Origin of the sequence: Vibrio sp. STUT-A11 (genome assembly GCF_026000435.1) — a bacterium.
Taxonomy (GTDB): domain Bacteria; phylum Pseudomonadota; class Gammaproteobacteria; order Enterobacterales; family Vibrionaceae; genus Vibrio.
Genome location: NZ_AP026764.1, coordinates 961,825 through 986,478, shown reverse-complemented (window position 1 = coordinate 986,478; position 24,654 = coordinate 961,825). Strand labels below are relative to the sequence as shown.

General features: G+C 44.8%; 18 protein-coding genes and 1 pseudogene. 10 read left to right on the top strand and 9 right to left on the bottom strand.

Annotated elements, in window-relative coordinates:
- Positions 1-76 precede the first annotated feature (76 nt).
- Entirely contained in the window at positions 77-1,009 is a 933-nt protein-coding gene (locus OO774_RS20085) for an AraC family transcriptional regulator (RefSeq protein ID WP_264906178.1), read from the bottom strand.
- Positions 1,009-2,433 (bottom strand): PLP-dependent aminotransferase family protein, encoded by a 1,425-nt coding sequence (locus tag OO774_RS20080; RefSeq protein WP_264906176.1) that lies wholly within the window; start codon positions 2,431-2,433, stop codon positions 1,009-1,011. The genes OO774_RS20085 and OO774_RS20080 overlap by 1 nt, the downstream gene beginning before the upstream one ends.
- Positions 2,434-2,585: 152 nt before the next feature.
- Here OO774_RS20080 and OO774_RS20075 point away from each other — a divergent pair, with 152 nt between their 5' ends.
- The 5 genes from OO774_RS20075 to OO774_RS20055 all read left to right on the top strand — a co-directional run bounded on the left by OO774_RS20075 (position 2,586) and on the right by OO774_RS20055 (position 6,262).
- Positions 2,586-3,950 (top strand): cytochrome ubiquinol oxidase subunit I, encoded by a 1,365-nt coding sequence (locus OO774_RS20075; protein WP_264906174.1) that lies wholly within the window; start codon positions 2,586-2,588, stop codon positions 3,948-3,950.
- Between the two features lie 31 nt (positions 3,951-3,981).
- The gene (cydB, locus tag OO774_RS20070; RefSeq protein WP_264906172.1) at positions 3,982-4,989 is read left to right on the top strand and encodes a cytochrome d ubiquinol oxidase subunit II; all 1,008 of its coding nucleotides are present in this window, start codon (positions 3,982-3,984) and stop codon (positions 4,987-4,989) included.
- Between the two features lie 21 nt (positions 4,990-5,010).
- The gene (locus OO774_RS20065; protein ID WP_264908668.1) at positions 5,011-5,139 is read left to right on the top strand and encodes a DUF2474 domain-containing protein; all 129 of its coding nucleotides are present in this window, start codon (positions 5,011-5,013) and stop codon (positions 5,137-5,139) included.
- Between the two features lie 197 nt (positions 5,140-5,336).
- On the top strand, positions 5,337-5,777 hold the full coding sequence (locus OO774_RS20060; RefSeq protein WP_264906171.1) for an Rrf2 family transcriptional regulator: 441 nt from the start codon (positions 5,337-5,339) through the stop codon (positions 5,775-5,777).
- Between the two features lie 101 nt (positions 5,778-5,878).
- The gene (locus tag OO774_RS20055; RefSeq protein ID WP_264906169.1) at positions 5,879-6,262 is read left to right on the top strand and encodes a DUF1360 domain-containing protein; all 384 of its coding nucleotides are present in this window, start codon (positions 5,879-5,881) and stop codon (positions 6,260-6,262) included.
- A gap of 259 nt (positions 6,263-6,521) precedes the next feature.
- Here OO774_RS20055 and OO774_RS20050 read toward each other — a convergent pair whose 3' ends face one another.
- The 3 genes from OO774_RS20050 to OO774_RS20040 all read right to left on the bottom strand — a co-directional run bounded on the left by OO774_RS20050 (position 6,522) and on the right by OO774_RS20040 (position 12,163).
- The gene (locus tag OO774_RS20050) at positions 6,522-7,550 is read right to left on the bottom strand and encodes a Gfo/Idh/MocA family oxidoreductase (protein WP_264906167.1); all 1,029 of its coding nucleotides are present in this window, start codon (positions 7,548-7,550) and stop codon (positions 6,522-6,524) included.
- Between the two features lie 757 nt (positions 7,551-8,307).
- Positions 8,308-9,681, bottom strand: coding sequence for a melibiose:sodium transporter MelB (gene melB, locus OO774_RS20045; RefSeq protein ID WP_264906165.1), 1,374 nt, complete (start codon positions 9,679-9,681; stop codon positions 8,308-8,310).
- 361 nt (positions 9,682-10,042) lie between these two features.
- On the bottom strand, positions 10,043-12,163 hold the full coding sequence (locus OO774_RS20040) for an alpha-galactosidase (RefSeq protein WP_264906164.1): 2,121 nt from the start codon (positions 12,161-12,163) through the stop codon (positions 10,043-10,045).
- Between the two features lie 787 nt (positions 12,164-12,950).
- Between OO774_RS20040 and OO774_RS20035 the strand changes: the two genes are divergently transcribed.
- The 5 genes and pseudogenes from OO774_RS20035 to OO774_RS20015 form a co-directional block, all read left to right on the top strand.
- Complete coding sequence (locus OO774_RS20035) at positions 12,951-14,192, top strand: carbohydrate porin (RefSeq protein WP_264906162.1); 1,242 nt, start codon at positions 12,951-12,953, stop codon at positions 14,190-14,192.
- Between the two features lie 70 nt (positions 14,193-14,262).
- Complete coding sequence (locus OO774_RS20030; protein ID WP_264906160.1) at positions 14,263-15,138, top strand: MalM family protein; 876 nt, start codon at positions 14,263-14,265, stop codon at positions 15,136-15,138.
- Positions 15,139-15,223: 85 nt separating this feature from the next.
- Complete coding sequence (locus tag OO774_RS20025; protein WP_264906158.1) at positions 15,224-18,313, top strand: beta-galactosidase; 3,090 nt, start codon at positions 15,224-15,226, stop codon at positions 18,311-18,313.
- A gap of 178 nt (positions 18,314-18,491) precedes the next feature.
- Positions 18,492-19,499, top strand: coding sequence for a substrate-binding domain-containing protein (locus tag OO774_RS20020; RefSeq protein ID WP_264906156.1), 1,008 nt, complete (start codon positions 18,492-18,494; stop codon positions 19,497-19,499).
- 382 nt (positions 19,500-19,881) lie between these two features.
- Positions 19,882-20,041, top strand: a pseudogene (locus OO774_RS20015) (DNA-binding transcriptional regulator GalS); the annotation flags it as partial.
- Between the two features lie 65 nt (positions 20,042-20,106).
- On the opposite strand, the gene galM reads toward OO774_RS20015, so the two are convergent.
- From galM to galE, 4 genes are all read right to left on the bottom strand, one after another.
- Positions 20,107-21,171: a galactose-1-epimerase gene (galM, locus tag OO774_RS20010; protein WP_264906155.1), complete on the bottom strand. Its 1,065-nt coding sequence runs from the start codon at positions 21,169-21,171 to the stop codon at positions 20,107-20,109.
- 9 nt (positions 21,172-21,180) lie between these two features.
- Positions 21,181-22,341, bottom strand: a complete 1,161-nt coding sequence (gene galK / locus OO774_RS20005) for a galactokinase (RefSeq protein WP_264906154.1) — start codon at positions 22,339-22,341, stop codon at positions 21,181-21,183.
- 195 nt (positions 22,342-22,536) lie between these two features.
- A complete protein-coding gene (locus tag OO774_RS20000; protein WP_264906153.1) occupies positions 22,537-23,589 on the bottom strand; it encodes a UDP-glucose--hexose-1-phosphate uridylyltransferase in 1,053 nt (350 codons plus the stop codon).
- A gap of 54 nt (positions 23,590-23,643) precedes the next feature.
- Positions 23,644-24,654, bottom strand: a complete 1,011-nt coding sequence (galE, locus tag OO774_RS19995; RefSeq protein WP_264906151.1) for a UDP-glucose 4-epimerase GalE — start codon at positions 24,652-24,654, stop codon at positions 23,644-23,646.

Genomic DNA, 24,654 nt, shown 5'->3' with positions numbered 1-24,654 from the left:
ATGATGGAATTATCAATGACAGCTCAGTCCAAACGTTACTCTCTAAAGGACAACCTGTTTGCTCTGAATGCCAAGTTTAACCCTGGCGAAGTTGTGAAGGCGTAACGCCGTATGTTTCTTTAAACATCTTGCTAAAGTGAGAAATATTAGAAAAACCGTGTTGGTGTGCAATATCACTGATAGGCACATCTGGCTTAGTCATTACCCACTTATAGCTTGCTTTAATCCTTTGCTGCCATACCCATCGCATAACAGAAGTCTTTTCCTTACTGAACAATCGGCTCAATGTTCTTGAAGACATATGAAATTGTTGAGAAATGGACTCAACAGACAAGGAGTGGTCACCAATATTGTCAATAATGAACTGCTGAACCAATGTCAGGTTATCTTTCTTATCTCGCCGAATAGCTCGATCGCATTCAGGTGAAGCGACTTCAAATGCACTGCTCAACATAGATAAAATAGCAAAAAGCATCTTATCGCCAACAATATCTTCCTGCTCTTCACTTTCCCATGCTTGCTGAATCATTGAACCCACGAAACGCCCTAATGGTGAGTCATGTTTCAATGTCTTATTTAATAAAGAGTCTGCACTGTTTATTTTTGCGTTAAACACTGAATGAGGGACCGAGATAACAATTTGGTTATCACCCTGAGGGAAGCAATATGAGAATGGCTGATTATTATCATAAACAACAATATCGCCGATCGTTTGTTCCGTCGTTGTATTATTTTGAGTTAGTTGAGCATAAGGGCATAGCGATAAACAGATAAAATAGTCGTCTGTATAACTTGCTTCTTCCGTTTCATGGTATTCCATCGGTGTAGAGTTTATGCGAGTGATCAAAGCACTTCGCCCTAAAGATTTCACCGATAGCTCTCCCTGAAAATCTCCTTCCGTCAGATTTTTATTTTTTGTGAACGCCGAATAAGTTGAACCGACCAGGTTCTGCCAATACTCAAAACTTTCTTGTGCTCTTACATCCCGTGTGGAATAGCTTCTACTCACTAATTTTCTCCCCCTTCGATTAACGCGGTAATACAACCTGATAAAACGTCGAGTGCTCGTATATGAATATTATCAAGTTCAAACGATGCGTTTAGCCGAATACAGTGGTTATATTGGTCCGTCAAACTGAACATCTTACCGGGCGTGATACTGACATTTTGTTTTAAAACTTCGCGGTATACTTGAATCGCATCAAGATGTTTAGGCAGTTCGAGCCAAATAAAATACCCACCTCGCTGGCTAATAATCTTCACCTCATTTGGCAGCAGTGATTGCAGCACTTCAGCCATTTTCTTTTTACGTTCAGTCAGTTTTTTACGCAACTGCTTAAGGTGCAACTCATAATTTCGGCTAGTCAAATATTGGACCAGGGTCATTTGAATCGGTGCGCTGGTGGCCATTGTGCTCATTAATTGCAGCTTCTGTATCTCAATCGCGCGTTTGCCTGCCGCAACCCAGCCAATACGTAACCCTGCGATTAAAGATTTTGAAAACGAAGAACACAGCATGACATTACCTGAATCATCGTACGTCCGCATTGCGCTTACCGCTTCATCACCCTCATACAGTTCACTGTAAACATCATCTTCAATCAGTGCGACGTGATACTTTTGCATCAATTCAGCCACACGCCTCTTCTTTTCATTTGATAACGTATAGCCAAGCGGATTCTGATGATTAGACATCAACCAACACGCCTTCACATCGTGGGTTTGCAACGCGCTCTCAAGTGAGTCCAAATCAATGCCCGTATACGGGTCTGTTCGAATGGATAGAGCCTTCAGCCCCAGACGTTCCAATGACTGCAAAGCGCCATAAAATGTTGGCGACTCAACAACAACCCAGTCCCCAGGACGAGTACAGGCTTGTAAACTCAAATTTAACGCTTCCAACGCTCCTGCAGTAATCACAATTTCATCTGGTGAAACTTCAACGCCCTTTGCCGCATATCGCTTGGCAATGATCGACCTTAACTGTTCATTACCTGGCGGAAAATTGTCAAATGTATTTGATATCGGCATATTGCGCGCCGCAGCCGCCAAAGCACGAGTCACATGATAACGTGGATATAAATCCGGACTTGGATAGGCAAAACCGAAATTCACCAATTGAGGGTTTTTACTTGCCTGCAGGACTTCAAATATAAACTCATTAATATCAACCTGTTCAACCGAAGAAACGGCTGCAGGTGATTGTTGTGTGTTTAGCTTTTTCACGCTTGGAGCCACCCGATATCCTGAGCGTGATTGAGACACGATCCACCCTTGAGACTCTAGTAATTGGTACGCGTGCAACACCGTCATCAAGCTAATTCCTGTGTGTTCAGACTGTTTTCTCAACGATGGAAGCTTGTCACCCGGGTTCCAAATACCCGATTGAATCTGCCTTTTGAGTTGATCCACCAAATCTTGATATTTCGCCAAAACCAAACCTCAACAATAAATCACTGTTATTAAAAAATAACACTTAAATAAAAAATCTGTTATAGGTTTATCCACTTTTTCTGTATCTACTGCCGAACAAAACCAACCTTTAACATAGCGCCCTAAATAATGATTAAGCTCAAAGGAAGTTTATGTTTGGCCTCGACGCATTTATGCTGGCAAGAATACAGTTTGCTTTCACGGTTTCTTTCCACATTATATTTCCCGCTATAACCATTGGTTTGGCCACTTATCTGGCTGTGCTTGAAGGATTATGGCTCAAAACTCGTGATCCGGATTACAAAACGCTTTACCACTATTGGTCGAAAATTTTCGCCGTAAACTTTGGTATGGGCGTGGTATCCGGCCTGGTTATGGCTTACCAATTTGGTACTAACTGGAGTGGTTTTGCTGACTTTGCTGGTAGCATAACCGGCCCGCTTCTCACCTATGAAGTATTAACGGCTTTCTTTCTTGAAGCCGGTTTCCTCGGTGTCATGCTTTTTGGTTGGAACAGAGTCGGAGAAAAACTTCATTTCTTCGCAACGTCTATGGTTGCCTTAGGCACCATTATGTCAACGTTCTGGATTCTGTCTTCAAACAGCTGGATGCAGACGCCGCAAGGTTATGAGATCGTAGATGGTCGAGCTGTACCTGTTAACTGGTTTGAAGTTATTTTCAACCCATCCTTCCCTTATCGCTTGATGCACATGGGCATCGCCGCTTTTGTTAGCACAGCCCTTTTCGTTGGAGCGTCTGCTGCATGGCACCTATTGAAGGGACAGCGTAGCTCAGCGGTTAAGAAGATGTTCTCTATGTCGCTGGGTATGCTGGTTATAGTGGCTCCAATACAAGCACTCGTTGGTGATGCTCATGGTTTAAACACGTTAGAGCATCAGCCTGCAAAAATTGCAGCCATCGAAGGACATTGGTCAAACGCCAATGGTGAGCCTACGCCGTTAATCCTGTTCGGTATCCCAAATATGGAACAGGAGAAAACAGATTATGCGTTGGAAATCCCGGTACTCGGCAGCTTAATTCTGCGCCACAGCCTGACTGAGCCTATCCCTGCGCTTAAGGATTTTCCAAAAGATGAACGTCCCAATTCTACGGTTGTATTTTGGTCATTCAGAATCATGGTTGCACTGGGTATGCTAATGATTATTCAAGGTTTCTACAGTTTATGGCTGCGTCGTAAAAACGCTCTGTATTCCACTCACTGGTTCCTGAAATTTTCAATATTCATGGGGCCATCTGGACTGATAGCCATTCTTGCGGGATGGTTCACCACAGAGATTGGTCGTCAGCCATGGGTCGTTTATGGACTGCAAAAAACGCGTGATGCCGTTTCTGCACATGGCGATTTACAAATGAGCATCAGCCTGCTTTGCTTCTTTGTTGTTTACAGCTCGGTGTTTGGTTTTGGTTACTACTATATGATTCGCCAAATTAAGCAAGGCCCCGATGCACCGGATCATGAGCACCATGAAATGAACACCATTTCAGGTCGTATCTAGCCTCATAAGACAGCAAGTTAAGGTAAAGAATATGTATTTTGATTTATCCGTGATTTGGTTCGCAATCGTCGTATTTGCGACACTCATGTACATCGTGATGGACGGCTTTGACCTGGGAATCGGCATCCTGATGCCATTTGTTAAGAACGACAAACAGAAAGATGTCATGGTCAATACCGTTGCCCCTGTTTGGGATGGCAACGAAACCTGGATTGTACTGGGTGGCGCAGCACTATATGGCGCATTTCCACTTGCGTACGCCGTTATTATTGAAGCACTAACCATTCCATTAACCCTAATGTTGGTCGCGTTAATCTTTCGTGGTGTCGCGTTTGAATTTCGTTTTAAAGCACTACAAAACCACCAGCAATTTTGGGATCGTTCATTTATGGTCGGTTCGATATTCACCACGTTTTTTCAGGGTGTCGTCGTGGGTTCTGTCATTCAGGGATTTGAGGTAGAAAACCGCCTGTTTGTCGGAGGGCAACTAGATTGGGTTGCACCATTTCCTATTTTCTGTGGTTTTGCACTTATTGCAACTTACGCCCTTTTAGGCAGTACGTGGCTAATTATGAAAACGGAAGGTGAACTGCAACAGACCATGTTCCGTTTTACCAACAAAACGCTGGCAGCGATGGTCGCTTCCTTGGTCATTGTTAGTGCCTGGACTCCGCTGGCATTTCCATCGATTGCTCAACGCTGGTTTTCAACACCTAACTTGTACTACTTGATTCCGGTGCCTGTGATTACAGCACTTGTATGTTTAAAAATCATCGACTCTGTCAAGCATCACAAAGAACGCAGCCCGTTTATTATGGCGTTAATCATTGTCATTCTTGGCTTTGCCGGACTTGGTATTAGCATCTGGCCAAACATCATCCCACCTCATATCTCAATATGGGATGCTGCAGCACCAGAAATCAGTCAGAGCTTCATGTTGTTTGGCGCGGTTATGATTTTACCCGTGATCCTGGCCTACACATTCTGGAGCTATTACGTATTTTCCGGAAAAGTGAAAGAAGGCGAAGCCTACCATTAATATTAAAATTGAGGGCAAATGATGAATATTAAACGCGGAATTGAACAATGGGCCTGGATGATTGGGATTTGGGCAGCAAGTGTTGTGGCACTTGGGGCTGTATCAATGGGATTTCGCTTATTAATGACAGCGGCAGGACTTAAATCTTAAAAAATTTGTGTTGAGTTAGATACCTTTATCTGACCCCGCTACCTGTATGGTAGCGGGGGTTTTTAGTTCAAAAATCCTCGCACCTGAGGATGTTCAATAGCAAAATTTTTCGACTAAGAGCATTCTTCTACGATAAATAGCCGCATGGCGACAATATTGGTAAGATAACCATCTTATTGAGTTAATCATGTAAGACTATGAATTTAGACAGCCGTTTATCAAGAGTACTTCATATACTGCTTCATCTTGTCAACGAAGACAAACCAATGAGCTCTCAACATTTCGCGACTATGCTGGGCACTCAATCTGCTGTTATCCGTCGAACAATGACTGGGTTAAATAAAGCTGGTTACATTCGCTCCACAAAAGGGAAAAACGGCGGATGGTCAATCAGTTGTAACTTAGAAAGTGTTACGTTACTCGACATATACCAAGCCCTTGGCGAACCGAAGGTGTTCTCTATTGGGTTTGACAATCACAATCCCAACTGCATCGTAGAAAAGTCTGTCAATACCACTTTGAACGAAGCTCTAAAAGAAGCAGAAGAATTGCTGCTTAAACGTTTGTCACAGGTGACGCTTGCTTCATTAAGTGACGAGTTTATTCGCCAATACGACGCTCATAACACCAAGAAATAGTTCCGTTAAGGCTCTTTAACCCTCATCGTTTTGTGGTTGATATCACACAAGGCATTAATGTATCTTTTGATGATACATTAATGCCTATAAGTTGGATTTTCATGATCGAGTTATTTAATACACCGCAGGCAGCAAGCCTATGGATTTGTTTTGCTATTGCTGTCGCTGCGTCAAGCATCTCAATCACCATGACTCAAACCGAGTTATTTGTACCACTTCAGAATATTGCGAGTAAGTGCGGCCATATGATCAGTTACCTGTTCAAATGCTTTTATTGCATGAAGCATTGGGTGGCAATTCTTGGTGTTGCAATTTACCAACCTAGAATCATCATCAGTGACTATATTCTTGCCGACTGGACGGTTTCACTCTTTTTTACTATTACATTGAGTAGCTTAGTCAGCGGTTTAATTTTTAAAGTCTTTGTTAATGCGATGAATAAAAAGCTGAAGGAAAAAGAAGTTCAGGACGTTCTTCATAAGTAATTAAAGCATTTTATTACTTATATACTTTCGAGTGTAATATACTAGAGTTTTGACTAGAGTACCCACTTACCTGAATAAACTGATATCAACGACAATGAGCATGAACCGTAAAGTCTGCTTCTATATCGTTCTCTTACTTGGATAAAGGTGGGCTAACGTAGATCGCACTGACGAATTACTGACAGAAATGACGCTAAGTGTTGGTGAACGGCTAAAACTAGTGAGGGGCTTTAGCTACCAACACTAAAGGCAAACCAGGTTAATGAATATCTACTACTCTGTTTTCTCTGGCACTCACGACGGCAGCATCAAGAATTTTTAGCACCTGCAGGACTTCGTCGGACAACACTGGCGGCTCTTTGCCTTCAGTAACCGCTTTGGCGAATTGGTTATAGTACTCAAAATAAGCGCCTTGCTCTGAAGCAATAGCGTATTCGCCACTCTGATTACGCAGTAATGGCCAGCGTGTTTCAACTTCGTACCCCCAATTTTGAGGGTCATTGACCGGACGTTTACCATCAAATATGGCCTGAGCCTGAACATCAGACATTTGAGATTGAAAACTCCCCTTCTCTGCATAAACAAGGAACTCTTTCATCTGAACACGATTCAACTTACTGGCTGATAAGAACGATGTCGCTCCATTTTTATGCTTCAACGTCAGGGCAAAGCTCGCGTTGGTAGGACCCTCAGGAAGTTCAACTTCATCTAGATGTGCATGGATGGAAGTAACTGGGCCAAGCAGATAAATCGCCTGGTCTACGACATGACTACCTAGATCACGTAATAAACCTCCAGTTGGACCGACTTCAAGCGTAGCTGGCTCATCACAATCTAAACGAGAATGCATTCGCCATATACGACCTAAATGTCCCTCGTCCATCACTTTGCGTAAGGTTCGTACATCGGTATCAAATCGACGATTATGAAAAGCACACAAAAGAACGCCTTTGTCGTTTGCTGCATCAATCAACCCTTGAGCAACTTGAGCACTAGGCGCGAACGGCTTATCGGCAACAACATGCACACCAGCCTCAATCGCTTCTAATACGAGATCTCTACGCGTTTCAGGAGGCGTCGTAATAGTAACAGCATCCACAGTACCTGATTTAATCATACTGGTTAAGCTGTCGAAGACTGGCATCCCGGGGAAATCTTTTTCTATTTGCACCCGCTTAGATTCAGACCGGGCAACAATGCCTGTCAGTTCTAGCTCTTCTGATGCTTCAATAAAAGGTGCGTGAAAATACTGACCACCAACACCGTAACCAACAAGTCCAATGCGCATAGAATACTCATCCTTTTGATTCTTAGACCTCATTCACTCTATACCTATGCCACACCATAACTCAATAGGTTGCATAAAAATAAAACATTTATTTTGTTGAATACAATTGAGAGATCCGTAGCGGCGAGTAAAGTAGGTTACACTTCACAAAGTGCAATTTCTAATGCTTTTCGACGAACCTTTGGCTTCTCCCCAAAAGAAAGTTGAGAATTAAATCTAAACGGATTCTCGAGCATATATCGTGTGCGAAGAGGATTTAGCGATTGCCCCTCAGCTACAAGAAATGATGGCTGAAAGAGCAAACATAACCCAAGTAATGTATTTAGATTCAGGTCATGAACCTTTCTTCACATGCCCTGATAACTTAGTACAAATAATTGTCGATCTCACTTAATCTAACGCCGAAGAAACTCTAAACAAGGAAAGTTTTTTCACCTTGATACCGATAAATAAAAACTAATGGATACTTATACTGCGCTGCGGTTTGTCGGAGGCTAATCAAGCTTTACCGGAAATGGGTAACTTTAAAACCCTCAATAACGTTACGAGAGCTTAAATTTGATCTGTTCTGATATTGATGTCTTGAAAATAACATTAAAGTCTGAGCAGTTTCTAGCACGTTTTTGGACAAAACCTTGTTACGAATTTCATAAGACCGAGACGTTTGGGATCTCTATCGCGCAGTAAAAAACGGAAGGCTAAAAAGCCTCCCGTCATAGATTAAATTTGTAGCCAAATGTACTGAACTTGGAGAATACTAAGCTTCTACTGAAACAGGTTCAACTTGTTCATTTGACTTGAGTTCTTCTTTATTGAAACCGTCGTGTAAGAGGTAGTAGCGTCGGTAAATAATACCGCTGATAATCATCATGATTGCAGGCAAACCAATCATCATAAACTCAAGCCCCATAATCGTGCTTTCTGATTGCTCCACGTTTGGTACGTAACCAACAACCGACAGACCTACACCAACAATGAAGCCACCAGCTGCACCAGCGAATTTTACAAGCATGGTTTGTACTGAGAAAATAACACTTTCACTACGACGACCTGTTTTGTACTCACCATAGTCAACGACGTCAGCCAACATTACCGTTTGCAGTGCGTTTGCAATGCCCACACCAAACTTAATTGCAGCACCTGCCATACCAATCATTAGCGCATTTGCCGGAGCAATGAAACCCATAACGAGCAGCAGCAGACAAGAAAGAACAGGGAAACCACAAGCAATTAGCCATAGGTTTTTACGTGGAAGTGCTGCCGCTATACGAGGGAATAAGAAGACACCTGCCACTTCTGCAGCGCCTGCAACCATCATGTATACAGGGAATAATTCCGCATCACCTAATGCGTAAGAAAAGTAGTAAATCGCAAAACCACCAACCAAAAGGTTTGCAATTTGGAATGAAAGAACCGTACCAATCAGTGCTTTTAGCTGGTCATTCTTACCGATAATTCCCAGCACATCTTTGAAGTTAAATTTTTCTGCAGTTTTTGCATTTGTAGGTACAGCCTTCTCTTTTACGTTACGTGCAATCAGGAATGCACTCATAACAAACAGTACCGCAATCAGCATTGCCACGTTAAAGAAACCATCACCTTGGTTACCGTTACCTAACTCACCCACAATATGTAAGCCATAAGTACCCGTGATGAACCATGCAAGGCTAGCGAACAGACGAGGCCAAACGACTAACTTCTCACGTTCCTCGCGAGAGCTAGATAACGCTGGAATCATTGACCAGTATGGAATATCCATGATGGTATAAGTCAGTCCCCATAAGATGTAGGCCGCCGCCGCATAGATGTAGAGAGCGGTACCTTCGAACATATGAGTACTAAATAGACCAACCAATACCACTGCGTTTAATAGCGTACCAATCACAATCCATGGGCGGAATTTACCAAATCGTGATCGCGTGTTATCTACGATCACCCCCATCATAGGGTCGGTGACTGCATCTACGATACGAGCCGCCAGAAAGATGGTACCAACAAATGCTGCAGACAAACCTGCCACATCAGTAAAATAAAACATTAAGAAGATATAGATAGGAGCACAGGCAAAGTCTTTACCAAGTGCACCAAGACCGTATGAAGCCTTGGTTTGTAGAGTAATTTTATCAGACATAATCTTTCCTTAGTGCCGTACTGCTATGCATTCCCCTAACTAGAATCCATAACGTCGACGTATTGTATTTATATTTCGATGATAATGTTACTCACACACCTACTGCCTTACTGTGATCCACAACCACTTCATGGAAACGTTTACAATCAAGTTCTCAAAATGAGATATGGAACACTATTTTTGTCTTTGAACTTGGATAAGAAATAAAACATACACCTAACTATCAACAACTTAAAACAAATCTCAGTGAAAACGGTTTAATGAATACGTTTTTAAATGCACGCAAAAAGCCGCACAAACTTAATGTCTGTGCGGCTTGAATAAACAGCTCGGGAATCAATTAAGGTCTCGTTTTATGGTGCTATTCGCAAACCCGATCAAACTTCACTAACATCGCAGTCTCTGGATCTAAAATTGGCATGGTTAAACCCACTTCCGCACACCACGCACCGGAGAGTTCACATTCAGACTCTGTCCATGGGGGCTGATAATTGACAATATCGTCGTAGTTAGAAGGTTTATCTAACACCGACACACGATATATCCCCTCTGGATCCAAACCCGGCACGCGTAAATGCCCGCTGAGTGAATTGGTCGGCATCGCGAGCTGGGCGATCATTACGGCAGCCTCAGATTGATCCTCAGAAACAACCGCATGAATCTGATGTACTTTATCATCCGTTGGCACTCTCCATGTTCTACCAGTGTGTAGCAACGGACGCAATACTTTGTGTAGCCTGATGTAACGCTCAAACCCCTGTTTTTCTTGTTGTTCTTCTTTCACTGGATCAAGCTCGATACCCATGTGACCAAACAGAGCGGTTAGCCCGCGAAATTCTATACTGTGACGACGACGCGTACTGTGACAATGACTGGCTCCAATATGGCTTCCCATCACTTCAGGTGGGAAGAAGTAACTCATACCACGTTGAATGGTTTGACGTTCAAGAGCGTCGTTGTTGTCTGAAGCCCAGAAACGATGGGTACGTTTTAGTACTTCGTAATCAATACGACCACCACCCGCCGCGCACGATTCAATCTCTACTTGAGGGTGCTTTTCACGCACTTTATCCACTAACTCGTAGTAACGTAGAGTTTGACTGTGCGCTGCCGCTCGACCAAGGTGACCAGGCTGAACAACTTCACGGTTCATGTCCCACTTGATGTAAGCAATGTTGTAACTCGACAGGAAGTGATCCAATCTTTCGAACAAGAAGTTAAAGGCGTCATCATTTTGCAGGTTAATCACGTACTGGTTACGACCTGTCGGCTGCTCGTATCCATCGACTGCAAGTAACCAATCTGGATGCGTGCGGTACAAGTCAGAATCTTTGTTGATCATTTCTGGCTCAAACCACAACCCAAACTCCATACCCAATACATTTACGTGGTCCACAATCGGTTGCAAACCTTTTGGATACTTGGATTCACATAAGAACCAGTCCCCTAACCCAGCTTTGTCACCATTGCGACCTTTGAACCAGCCATCATCAATAATGAATCGCTCTACACCCATTTCTGCCGCTTGAGATGCCATCGAGATGATGTATTGCGGATCATGGTCGAAGTAAATCCCCTCCCAGGTATTCAAGTGAATTGGACGTGGTTTTACGCTAAAGTTGCGGGGTAAAATTGAATCGCGAACGTGAGAGTGGAAGTGATGGCTCATTCCATTTAAACCTGCATTGCTGAAGCTTGCGTATAGCCAAGGCGTAGTCACGCTTTCACCCTCTTCCAGCGCTACTTCACCCGGTAGATAAATCACCTCTGCCTGCATGTAGCGGCGTCCATCAGCTTTCACATCCGCGCGCAATCTGTGGTTTCCACTCCAGGCAAAGTGGAATCCCCATACGTCACCATTCATTTCATCAAAGTGAGTCGTACCAACAACAAGTGCAGGGTAATGCTCATGAGAGGTACGACCGCGGCGGTTTTCTTGTTGGTACCCCCCCTGAGTTAAAGGTTGACGGACCGTCTGGAACTCATGTACCCAGCGTCCGTAATACGTCATCAACTCATTTGCTCTCGCTGGCAACGGAAGTGTATTAGCAAGACGATTGACATGATACGTCCCCGCTTTGATGTTGGTTAGCGTGTGACTGGTCTTGACCACGTCATGCTCATCCATCTGCAAAATGGTCTTTAAGCGCAGGCCAGCAATAGCGTCTTCACTCTCGATAGCAATGCAGTTTGTACTCCGTTCGATTCGGGTAACGACAAATACGGGCGCCCAATCCTGCCCATCACGATGACCTTCCACCCCAGGGCTACTGAACACTCCGCGACCAAGCTCAGGATGCAGAGTCATGGATACGTCTTTGTCTAAACGTCCATAAGGTACCGGGCGTTGCAGAGTGACACGATAACCTTCCAGATCACCGCTTACCTTCTGTCCCCAATGCAGGATCTCCGCATACTCACCCAACTCTACGATCAGTTGAGTCTGTTTACCTGCTAGCTCAATCAGCGTTTTGTCTGTCATCTTGTCTTACCTTGAAACTGAAATTTACGTCGCATCATAATGAAAAGAACAAAATAATCTGTGAGCTGCGCCAAAATCATGGAAACGTTTACAGATAAATTTTTCATACTGAGGCGAGCGTCATTTGGCCTAATACCCTCTTATATTTAACTCAAATCAGAAAGAGAATATAAGATTTTATTGTTGTAAAATTGGACATAAAATCACAATAACCTATTGTAATTAAATCAAAAAAACCACATATAAATTATAAACAAATATGCAAATAAGCCTAAAGACCACGCAGTTAAACCTTCAAGCTCTTGCAGTGATCAAGCGACACTCGTATTCTTAATGCTTCGAGATTCATAATGAAGTGTCTCCTTGGGTCCTAACTTTATACCCCAGCTTGACAATTCAGCACGCCGCCGTGTGGATTAAGCCCGCAAACGACATGTTGTTTATACTTCCTTGTCTCACATGCCCAATTGAGTTCAGTTGGGCTTTCTTTCCGCCCCACCCTCAATCAAATCCCTTTTTATCAATAAGTTACATATCATTAATCACCATCCTTCTAGCCGCCTCAAAGTAAACGATTCCAACCAAAAACCATCAAAACTAACCTAAACTCCGTCTATAAACCTCTAATAAAGAGATCAAAGTCACACAAAATAGCAATAACATCATCCTTTCGACAAAAATGCCAATTTGATCATGAAAACGTTTCCAGCGTTTATTTACACTGCTCGCCGAGTTAGGACTCAAATAAAAAATAAATCCATAAATAAAAATAGAATGGAGACACTTCATGAAACAAAAGACGCTTGTAAGAGCGCTTGGGTTAACCCTTGCCCTAGCACCGCTTGCTAGTATGGCCGCAGTGGAAAACATGACCTACTTCGGCTACGCAAAATGGGGCAATATCTATACCGATAATGATGAACACAACGATGGTAAAGGCGAACGTAACGATGTGATTCGCGCAGGTCAGGGTTATGGTAATTACCGTTTGGGAAACGAATTGAACTGGTGGGAAGCGGGCTTAAAAGCTGACGTATGGCAGCAAGGCGATGCGTACTTTGACACCACTCTTTATCTGGGAAGTGGCGAAAGCTGGGGTGACGTTAGCTTGATCCAAATGTGGGCAGCTGGTTACGGACTTTTCGAAGGCCAAGAAGATGCTTCCGTCTGGGCGGGTGAACGTTTCTACCGCCGTCATGAAGTGCACATGATCGACATTAAATACTGGGATACCTCAAGCACCGGTATAGGTATTGAGAACTGGGACCTCGGATTTGCTAAAGGCCATTTTGCCTGGATGGCGCCAAATTCGAGTGCTGATGGACGTAGCTTACACAACTTGGATGCACGTTTAAGCGATATTGAATTAAGCGACAGTGCGGATCTTACCGTTGGTTTGAACTATGTTTTCGCCCAAAACTCAAGCTACGACGAAAGTGACATCACCACCTCTGGCACCATGTTTTCTGCCCTTTATCGTCAAGCCTGGAGCTATGGTTCAAACACGTTTGCATTCCAATATGGAACTGATGCGCTTGCGGGTGGCTTAATGAGTGCAGAGGGCGGTTCTAATCGGAAATACAGCACAGGCGTAGAGCATGATGGTTACAGCTGGCGAATCTTTAACTCTGGTGACTTAAACGTCAATGAAGATTTCCAAGTGATGTACTCCATCGCCTATCAAGACAATAACCTGGATAACAGCGAAGGCGAAAAGTGGTTCAGCGTAGGTGCGCGACCTCAATACAGCTGGACAGAATACATGGCGACTGCACTAGAAGTGGGTTACGAGTCAGTAGAAGCACAAAACGGTGCCGGCACCAACGATATGTACAAAATCACGCTGGCGCAGATGTTCCAGGCTGGCAAAGGGGTTTGGGCTCGTCCGTCTCTACGTTTATTCGCAACATACTCAGAAAAAACCGATGAATGGAACCGCGGTGGTGACGTTTATGGCAACTCACAAAGCATAAGCAAGAGCGACGTAGATGAAGTGACATTCGGCTTTAACGTCGAAACATGGTGGTAATGCACCAAAGCTACTATTTTTGAACGCAATGGGGTGAGAGATTTACTCACCCCGTAAAAGGACAAAACCGATGAAACTAAAACCGTTGGTAACTCTACTCATAGCACTGTCTCTTGGCGCATGCAGTAGCTTACCAGAGCAAGCCTTTAATACTGACTTGAACACGCAGGCGTGCTGCTCAACACTAGACACGTTACCTCTGACGGCATTGTCGATGCCTTTCCACCAGCAAGTGGTTATGGACGCCAATTTGCCAACATTGAGTATCGCGGTTTTATCGGGTTCAGAAACCGCTTCATCACAAGCACTTCCAGTAACGAGCTACCGAATTACAGCGGATACGCCTTTTTCGCTGTTAGTTCGATCTTATATTGATAACAATGCACTCTTTGCTGCGAACATTCGTATTTATGATGGTAATTGGCAGCTAATTTCCAGCTATTCAGCTGAAACTTTCGACTACCGAACGACAGGAATGCGTGGATTAGAACGTATTGAGAGAGTCGTCACTATCAATCCACAACTTAATGGCGCGAAATACATTGTTATCGCGTCAGATAATGCCCTGTTTGGTAAAGAATTAACCCGCGTTCATCCTGAACAAGTCTACGCAGATTCACAAAATGTAATCGGCAATAAACAATTACCTCTCACTGCCGAATACCAACCATTCGGCGTGATTGACGTAACCACAAGCGCTTCAGGCAACAACACAGTACTAACACTATTGGCAGAACTCGGCAAGAATCCTGACGCTCAACAACAAGCGACCGTAGCAGATACGTCATTAATCACCTCGCTAAATGAGTGGCCACAATACCGCGAACAAATTGATTCGGCTCTAGAAGTGAACAACGTAAAACAAGCAGCAGAAATCGCCAATAAAGCCGAAGAACAAGGCATGAGCCAAGCAAAAGACTATCTCGTACAGCAGCTAGCTAAATAGCGCATTATAAAAGCAAAGATTTATTCATTACGAATTCAATTAACGTAGTGAAACAAGATTAGAAATAAAATATTAAGTAGGAAACATGATGGCATTTTCAGATATTATTCAACGACGCGATTGGGAAAACCCACAATCAGTGAACATTCACTGCCTGAAAGCACATAGCCCGCTTTCTAGCTATCGCAATATTGACCATGCCCGTGACGATATTCATGCTCAGCGACATTCACTCAATGGTCAGTGGAAGTTTAAGCTGTTCGAAGCGCCAGAGCAGGTCGACGGAGAGTTTATTGAAGCGCACTTCAATGATACCCACTGGGATGAAATTACTGTTCCTTCAAACTGGCAGATGCAAGGTTACGACAAGCCTATTTATGCCAACGTCAAATATCCATTTGAGGTGAACCCTCCGTTTGTACCAGCAGACAACCCAACCGGATGTTACCGCACAACGATTTCTCTTACTGCAGAAGAACTTACAAATACACAACGCATCATTTTTGACGGAGTTAACTCAGCTTTCCATTTATGGTGTAACAGTAAATGGGTTGGCTACAGCCAAGATAGCCGCCTTCCAGCTGAATTCGACCTAACACCTCATCTGATCGCAGGAGAGAATGCTCTCGCAGTCATGGTGATCCGCTGGAGTGATGGCAGTTACTTAGAAGATCAGGATATGTGGTGGTTAAGCGGTATTTTCCGCGATGTGACTTTATTATCTAAACCACAACACTGTATTGAAGATGTGTTCATCACTCCGGATCTGGACGCCTGCTATCGCGATGGTTCTTTGTCTGTCGAGACCCATATTTCAGCGCCAGACACATACCAAGTTCAGGTGCAGTTATTTGATGGCGAGCAAGCCGTCACGAAACCTCGTATCGACACGCCAAATAATCGCCGGATTGACGAACGCGGCTCATGGAATGACGTTGTATTTCAAACCCTGCACGTGAATGATCCACAAAAGTGGACAGCAGAAACACCAGACCTATATCGCCTTGTTGTCTCTCTACTGGACGAAAACGGCACACACCTGGAAAGCGAAGCCTATCAGGTTGGTTTCCGTAAAGTTGAGATCACCGATGGGCAACTGAAGTTAAATGGTCAACCACTGTTGATCCGCGGTGTGAACCGTCATGAGCATCATCCTGAGCTCGGACATGTGATGACCGAAGAAGATATGATTCGTGACATCTGTCTAATGAAACGACACAACTTTAATGCGGTACGCACTTCCCACTACCCAAACCACCCTCGTTGGTACGAGTTGTGTGACCAATACGGCTTATATGTGTGTGATGAAGCAAATATTGAGACACACGGCATGCAGCCGATGAACCGTTTGTCGAGCGATCCTCAATGGTCAAACGCCTACATGAGTCGTTATACGCAAATGGTCATGCGCGACAAGAACCACGCTTCCATCATTATCTGGTCTTTGGGTAATGAGTCAGGTCACGGTAGCAACCATAACGCTATGTACGCTTGGTCGAAGGACTATGACCCGTCACGCCCTATCCAGTACGAAGGCGGCGGTTCAAACACCACTGCTACCGACATCATTGCACCCATGTATGCACGCGTAAATACAGTCATTGAAGACGAAGCCGTACCGAAATGGCCAATCAAAAAATGGATTTCATTACCAAATGAAACGCGTCCTCTTATTCTGTGCGAGTACGCTCATGCTATGGGCAACAGTTTGGGTAGCTTTAACGAATATTGGGATGCATTCCGTGAGTTTCCTCGCCTACAAGGTGGCTTCATCTGGGATTGGGTAGATCAAGGCCTGAGTCAATGGGATGAAAAAGGCGAACACTTCTGGGCATATGGCGGTGACTTCGGAGATGAAATTAATGACCGTCAGTTTTGTATCAACGGGCTAATATTCCCTGATCGCACCGTGCATCCAACTTTAGAAGAAGCGAAATATTGCCAGCGCATGATCACCGTTTCACTACAAGAACAAACAAAGCAGCGCTGTACTCTTCTAGTGAACAATGAAAACCTTTTCCGCACCACAGATAATGAACAGCTGAACTGGTCACTATTGGAAGACGGCAAAGTGATTAAGTCTGGCTCAGCACAGCTTGATATCGAAGCCAATAGCCAAGCCCTGTTGGAAATCGAACTAAACTTCGAACCAAAAGCAGGCGCTGTGTATCACTTAAACACGGACATTACCTTAATCAAAGAGACACCATGGGCTCCTGCGGGTCATGTTTGCGCGACAGAACAATTTTCTCTGCGTAACTACGCGGGTCTGGTGATACCTAAACTGGAACCCAAACTAATTCCGTCTTTGATTCAACAAGATAACACAATTTTGGTGGTTAGCTTAGACGAGAAGTATCAATGGCGCTGGGATCGCCACACTGGCTTACTGGTTGATTGGCAAGTAGAAGGCAAAACGCAGATGCTGGCAGCGCCGCAAGACAACTTCTTCCGTGCTCCGCTGGATAACGACATTGGCGTCAGTGAAGTTGACAACGTTGATCCTAACGCTTGGGTATGCCGATGGGGCATGGCTGGTATTGGTCAGTGGGAACGTGAATGTGTCTCCTGCCAAAGCGAGACACTTGAGCAGGCCGTACAAGTAACCTCGATCTATGCTTACCACTTCAATGGAGACGTGCAGGCTATCACAACCTGGGTTCATGTCCTGAACAATGATGGTAAAATGCAACTGGACGTTGAGGTGAAACTAGCGGATAACTTACCGCCTATGCCACGTATTGGTTTGGAAATGCAATTGCCACAACAAGAGCAAAATACCACGGTAACGTGGCAAGGTTTAGGTCCGTTTGAGAACTATCCGGATCGTTTAGCTGCTGCGCGATTCGGTCTTCACTCTCAAACATTGGACCAAATGCACACACCTTATATTTTTCCTACCGATAGTGGCTTGCGCTGTGGTACCCGGAATTTAGAAATTAACAAGCTGATCATTTCTGGTGATTTTCAGTTTAGCGTTAGCCAATATGCACAGCACGCTTTGGCAGAAGCGAAGCACACCAATGAAATAGACAAAGAAGAACAGATTTATCTGCGTCTGGATCATAAACATATGGGTGTAGGTGGTGATGACTCTTGGAGCCCGAGTGTACATAAGGAGTTCCAGCTTACAGACAATCACTATGCATACCGAGTATCGTTTCAGCCCGCTTAATAAGCCGAGCTAGACCCTTTATCGTGTCAATCCCCAAACTCTGGTTTGGGGATTTTTTATTCAAATCACCCCGTAATCACTACAAAACCTTGAAACACCGTCACTATTCTTATCTCACTAATTGAGTTCCTACTGCCTTCATAGTTAAATAGCTGAAATTAAAGATTCTGAGTTCCCTATGGCTACCATTAAAGACGTCGCAAAAGAAGCCGGTGTTTCGATTGCTACCGCATCACGCGTGATCAATAACGCCCCTCATACCAGTGAAGCTGCCATTGTTGCAGTGAAAGAAGCAATGGAAAAACTGGGTTATCGACCGAATGCCAATGCTCGAGCTTTAGTCAGTAAATCTTCGAATGCGATTGGTGTGTTAGTCAACGACGTCTCAGCGCCTTTCTTCGGTACCATGGTTAAAGCCATAGACACCATAGCCAGTGAGCAAGAAAAACAACTTCTTATCGGAAGCGGATATCACGATGCAACCAAAGAGCGTAACGCAATAAACTTGCTGATTAACAGCCAGTGCGAATCTTTAGTCGTTCACAGTAAAGGGATGAGTGATTCGGAACTAGGCAAGTTAGCAAAAGAAATCCCGGGCATGGTGCTGATCAATAGGATCGTACCGGACATCGCCTCTCGTTGTATCGCCTTAGATAACCGTAAAGGTTCTTACATCGCTACGGAACACTTAATTCGTAATGGCCACAGGCACATCGGTTACATTTGCTCCAGCCATGATATCGAAGATGCACGAGACCGACGAGAAGGTTATCTGGACGCTTTGCGTGATAACGGCATCGAAATCCGTGAAGAATATATTGAATACGGTGAACCCGATGAAACCGGTGGTGAACAAGCCATGGTGAATCTAGTGGCGAAGAACGTTCCAATCACGGCCGTTGCCACGTACAACGATTACATGGCTGCAGGCTGTATGACTCTGCTACAAGAAAATGGCATTCGTATCCCCGAAGATATGTCTGTGATTGGTTTCGATGATGGTCACATCGCGCGTTACATATACCCTCGCCTTACGACTATCCGTTACCCCATTCAAGTTATGGCCAACGAAGCTGTAAAGCTTTCGCTGAAGTTAATAAACAAGGAATCCATAGAAAGTACAGAATTTAAACTGTTTATACCAATATTAGTGAAGCGCTCTTCAGTAAGCGGCATAGAGAGCTAGTATCGCCATAGAGGATGCCTCTGGATGTCGGGAAGGTTGCGTATGCTGTTCTTAACTGGGGATCGCTTGGTAACAGTTGTCAGTTATTCGAACAAACTGGCAACACCGGGATAGAGCTGTTTCGATCACCAAGCAATTCCGTCGATGTTTATCACTGTTTTTCGGACTTGCCTCTACCTGACACGACCTCCCATACCTGAAAAATGATCAAGCTTTATTTTCCACCGACACTGTAATGTAAACGCTACCACAACATTAGCTATTTAAAATATAAGTGATAAAATCCAAAGCTTGCAAACCAAACCTACTGGTTAATTTAAGTTGTTACATAACGGGGTTTCATACTTCCAGTTAAAATTTTTAACCACTAAAGGTTCTATATGGCATTGAGGTACCAGCTAAAGTTTCAATGGTAGGATTTGATGATGGCTGAACGTGCCGCTCGCTTAGCTTTGGCACTGTCGCGTGACGAACAAGTTGAAGATGAAACGATTATTTTCAGCCCAACATTAGTGCGCAGAAATTCAGTTGAGCGTTGTTGATTGTCTATATCTAATTGACTACGAATCAAAAAAAGGTGGGCATAGAGCCCACCAAAAAATGCTATCTAAAATTCAAACTGATACACGGTTCGATGCTGATAGCAGTCCCCAGAGCTCAACACCCCATTGTTGAGTCCCCATTCTGGTTTGTTTGGTCCATCAGGAAAGTATTGAGTTTCCAATGCAAGGCCGTCATAAAACGCGTAGGTTTTGCTTGCGCCCGGCACACCTGCTAAAAAGTTTCCTGAATAGAACTGAATAGCTGGTTTAGTGGTTTTGACCTTCATCACCACATCTTCTTTCGGTGCAGTCAGAACCGCGGCGACAGACACACCATCGGTCACTTCAGGCTTGAACACAAAGGCGTGATCGTAGCCACCAGCGGTTTTCTGATCCTGCTCGGTAAGAAATGCCTGTCCAATAGGTTTTGGCTCGGTGAAATCAAAACTGGTACCTGAAACAGGCTTTTGTTCACCCGTAGGAATTAACCCCGCATCTGTTGGCAAGTAATGCTCTGCACTAATTTGCAACGTGTGCTCCAAACCTTTTGCGTTGCTTGTCTCGCCCGCCAAGTTAAAGTAAGCGTGATTAGTTAAGTTCACCGGAGAGGTTTTATCAGTACTCGCTTCATAAGCAATAACGAGTTCATTCTCGTCGGTTAGCAAGTATGTGACTTTCACATCGAGATTACCTGGATAACCTTGGTCATCATCAGGCGAGTGAAGTGTAAAAACCACTTGTTGAGTGCTTTGCTCGGCAATATTCCAACGGCGTTTATCGAACCCATCCATGCCTCCGTGGAGAGAGTTTTCACCGTTATTAACACCAAGTTGATACTGCTCTCCATCGATGTCAAATCGACCGTTTGCAATACGGTTGGCAAAGCGACCGACGATGGCACCAAAATAGGCGTCTTGCTTCATGTGTTCTGCCATATTTGGCGAGCGTAATAGTACTTCACGGTGTTCACCATCTAACGGCAGCGTGCAACTCAACCAAGTCGCGCCAATATCCATAAACGTTGCCGTCATACCATTCGCATTGGTAATATGGAGCAGATTCGCCGCTTGACCGTCAAACGATGGCGTTTGCATCATCGCTTGTTCTAGTTGTTCAAAATATGCGTTCATCACTTGCCTTTACAATACTTCGACCAGACCTGCGCCATCTTGGGCTTTGCAAACATAAATCGACGCTGTTAAACCTGTCGCTGCTGGGTATTTTGCTTCTACCGTCGCTTTCACTTCATCCACTAATGCAGGTGGAACCAACGCCACAATACAGCCACCGAAGCCACCGCCAGTCATGCGCACGCCACCGTCGTCGCCAATCACTTCTTTCACCATATCAACCAGGAGGTCGATTTCTTTGACGGTAATTTCGAAATCATCACGCATTGACGCGTGCGATTGCGCCATCAGTTCACCCATGCGTTTAATATCATGCGAACACAGTGCTTTTGCCGCTTCGACTGTGCGATCGTTTTCCGTGATCACGTGACGCGCGCGTTTTGCTACCATTTCATCCAGCTCAGAGACTTTTTCATTGAACTGCTCAATGGTGACATCGCGCAATGCGTTAACGCCAAAGATTCGCGCCGCTTCCTCACACTGTTCACGGCGAGTGTTGTATTCACTGTCTACCAAACCACGTTTTTTATTCGAGTTGATGATCACGACTGCCATGTCCTCAGGCATAGAAACGGCTTCTGTTTCCAGACTGCGACAATCCAATAGCATGGCGTGGTTTTCACGACCTTCTGCCGAAATCATTTGATCCATGATGCCGCAGTTACAACCAACAAATTCGTTCTCCGCTTGCTGACCATTTAATGCAACTTCCGCCTGGCTGATTTCTAAGTTGAAGAGCACTTTAAACGTCTGACCAATGGCGACTTCCAGTGCCGCTGATGAGCTCAACCCCGCACCTTGAGGAACATTGCCGCTGACAGAGATATCAGCACCGGTAAACTGGTAACCACGAGCCAGCAGACACTTCACGACGCCACGAATGTAATTCGCCCACATTTTGTCTTCTCGAAATGTGATTTCTTGAGTGATATCGAATTCATCGACTGCGTTGCCATAGTCAACCGATACCACGCGTACTAGGTTGTCTTCACGCGTTGCTGCCGCAACAACCGTTTGGTAGTTGATCGCACATGGCAGTACAAAACCATCGTTGTAGTCGGTATGTTCACCAATCAGGTTGACGCGACCAGGCGCTTGGATAATGTGGCTTGGTGCATAGCCCAGCACGCTCTCAAAAGACGCTTTCACATTTTGGATTAAATCAGACATATTGAATTCCTAATCTCATAAATTCTTTTCTATTTCTCTTGAACTGGCAGATAGTCCAAGAAAATTTTGTTAAGCCCTAAATATTTGGAATTGCAGCTAGGCGACAAGTAAATTCAGCCCTATGAGCATAGATTTCCTATGTGATTAGGGTGAATTTATGCAGGCAACAACGCTGCGGTTTCAAATATGACGGGGTTACTGTTCTTTGTAGTGCAAGTCACTGACATCACGCAGACGCTGTGCCGCTTGCTCTGCGGTTAAGTCGCGTTGGCTTTCGGCCAGCATTTCGTAACCCACCATAAACTTACGTACTGTCGCGCTACGTAATAGTGGCGGGTAGAACAGTGCGTGAAGCTGCCAGTGGTCGATATCTGTGCCTGGTTCAAAGAACGGCGCGTAGTGCCAACCCATTGAATATGAGAAAGAACATTGGAACAGGTTGTCATAGCGGCTGGTAAGCTTTTTAATTGCTACCGCCAAGTCGTCACGCTGCTCATTGCTTAACTCGCTCATACGGCGGATGTGTGTTTTCGGTAGCAGCATGGTTTCGAATGGCCACGCCGCCCAATAAGGAACAACCGCGACCCAATGTTCGGTTTCTACCACGATACGAGAGCCATCTTTTAGCTCTGCCTGCACATAGTCCACCAGCAGGTTACTACCGTGTTCTTGATAGTACGCGTTTAGGTTTTGCTCTTTGCGTTCAATCTCATTGGGTAAGAAGCTGTTCGCCCAGATTTGACCATGTGGATGAGGCTGAGAACAGCCCATCGTTTCGCCCTTGTTCTCAAACGCCTGAACCCAAACGTACTCTTTGCCTAACTCTTCAATTTGCTCGTTCCACGTATCAATCACGCCACGTATTTTGTCTACCGGTAATTCAGGTAAGGTTTTACTGTGGTCAGGTGAGAAACAAATCACTCGGCTCAAACCGCGTACACCTTGGGTTTTGAAGAGTGGGTTGTCTGATTCTGGTGCATCTGGAGAATCCACCATCAGTGCGGCAAAATCGTTATTAAAAACATACGTGCCCTGATAATCTGGATTAACATCTCCAGAGATACGCTCATTTGTCGGACACAGGAAACACTTCTCATCGTAGCTTGGTAGCTCATCAATCGCAGCTTTCTCATCCGCCCCACTCCAAGGACGTTTTGCACGGTGTGGTGACACTAAAATCCATTGACCCGTTAGTGGGTTGTAACGACGGTGTGGGTGATCCACTGGGTTAAATTCAACGTTCGACATTTTACTTACTCAACTTAATATTCTGCGACTCCGGCGCACTGCACCGGATTAAAATTAGTAACCTTGTGGGTTGTCAGATTGCCATTTCCAGGTATCGCCCGTCATTTCAGCAACGCTGCGTGTTGCTTTCCAGCCAAGCTCGCGCTCTGCCTTGTCTGTGCTCGCCCAACATTCAGCGATATCACCCGGACGACGTGGGCACAGCTCGTAAGGCACAGGTTTACCGCAGGCGGCAGCGAAAGCATCGACCATTTCAAGTACGCTCGAACCTTTACCTGTACCTAGGTTGTAAATGTGCAATCCCGCTTTCTGCCCCACGGCTTTCAGTGCAGCAATGTGGCCATCAGCCAGGTCCATTACGTGGACGTAATCACGCACGCCGGTACCGTCTGGCGTTGGGTAGTCGTTACCAAATACGGAGAGCTTGGCACGACGACCAACCGCGACTTGTGCAATGAACGGCATCAAGTTGTTTGGAATGCCTTGTGGGTCTTCTCCCATTGTGCCTGATGGATGCGCACCAACAGGATTAAAGTAGCGCAGCAAAGTGATGCTCCAATCGCTTTCAGCATTGAACAAATCACTCAAACACGCTTCCACCATGTATTTACTACGACCGTATGGGTTAGTGGTTGCACCTGTTGGTGAATCTTCAGTGATGGGGACGGTCTCAGGGTCACCGTAGACGGTTGCAGATGAACTGAATACGATGCTCTTGACACCCGCTTTACGCATACTGCGCGCCAGCACCAATGAGCCATTGACATTGTTATCGTAATATTCCAACGGCTTGACGACTGACTCACCGACCGCTTTCAGACCAGCAAAGTGAATGACCGCTTGGATATCATGCTCAGCGAATACCGAATCCAAAAACGCTTCATCACGAATGTCGCCTTGGTAGAACGCAGGCAGCTTGCCTGTTAGCGCTTCAATACGGCTTAACACTTCTATTTTGGCATTACACAGGTTATCGACAATGATGGGCTCCATGCCCGCCTCAATCATCTGAACGCATGTGTGACTGCCGATGTAACCCATACCACCTGTGACAAGTACTCTCAC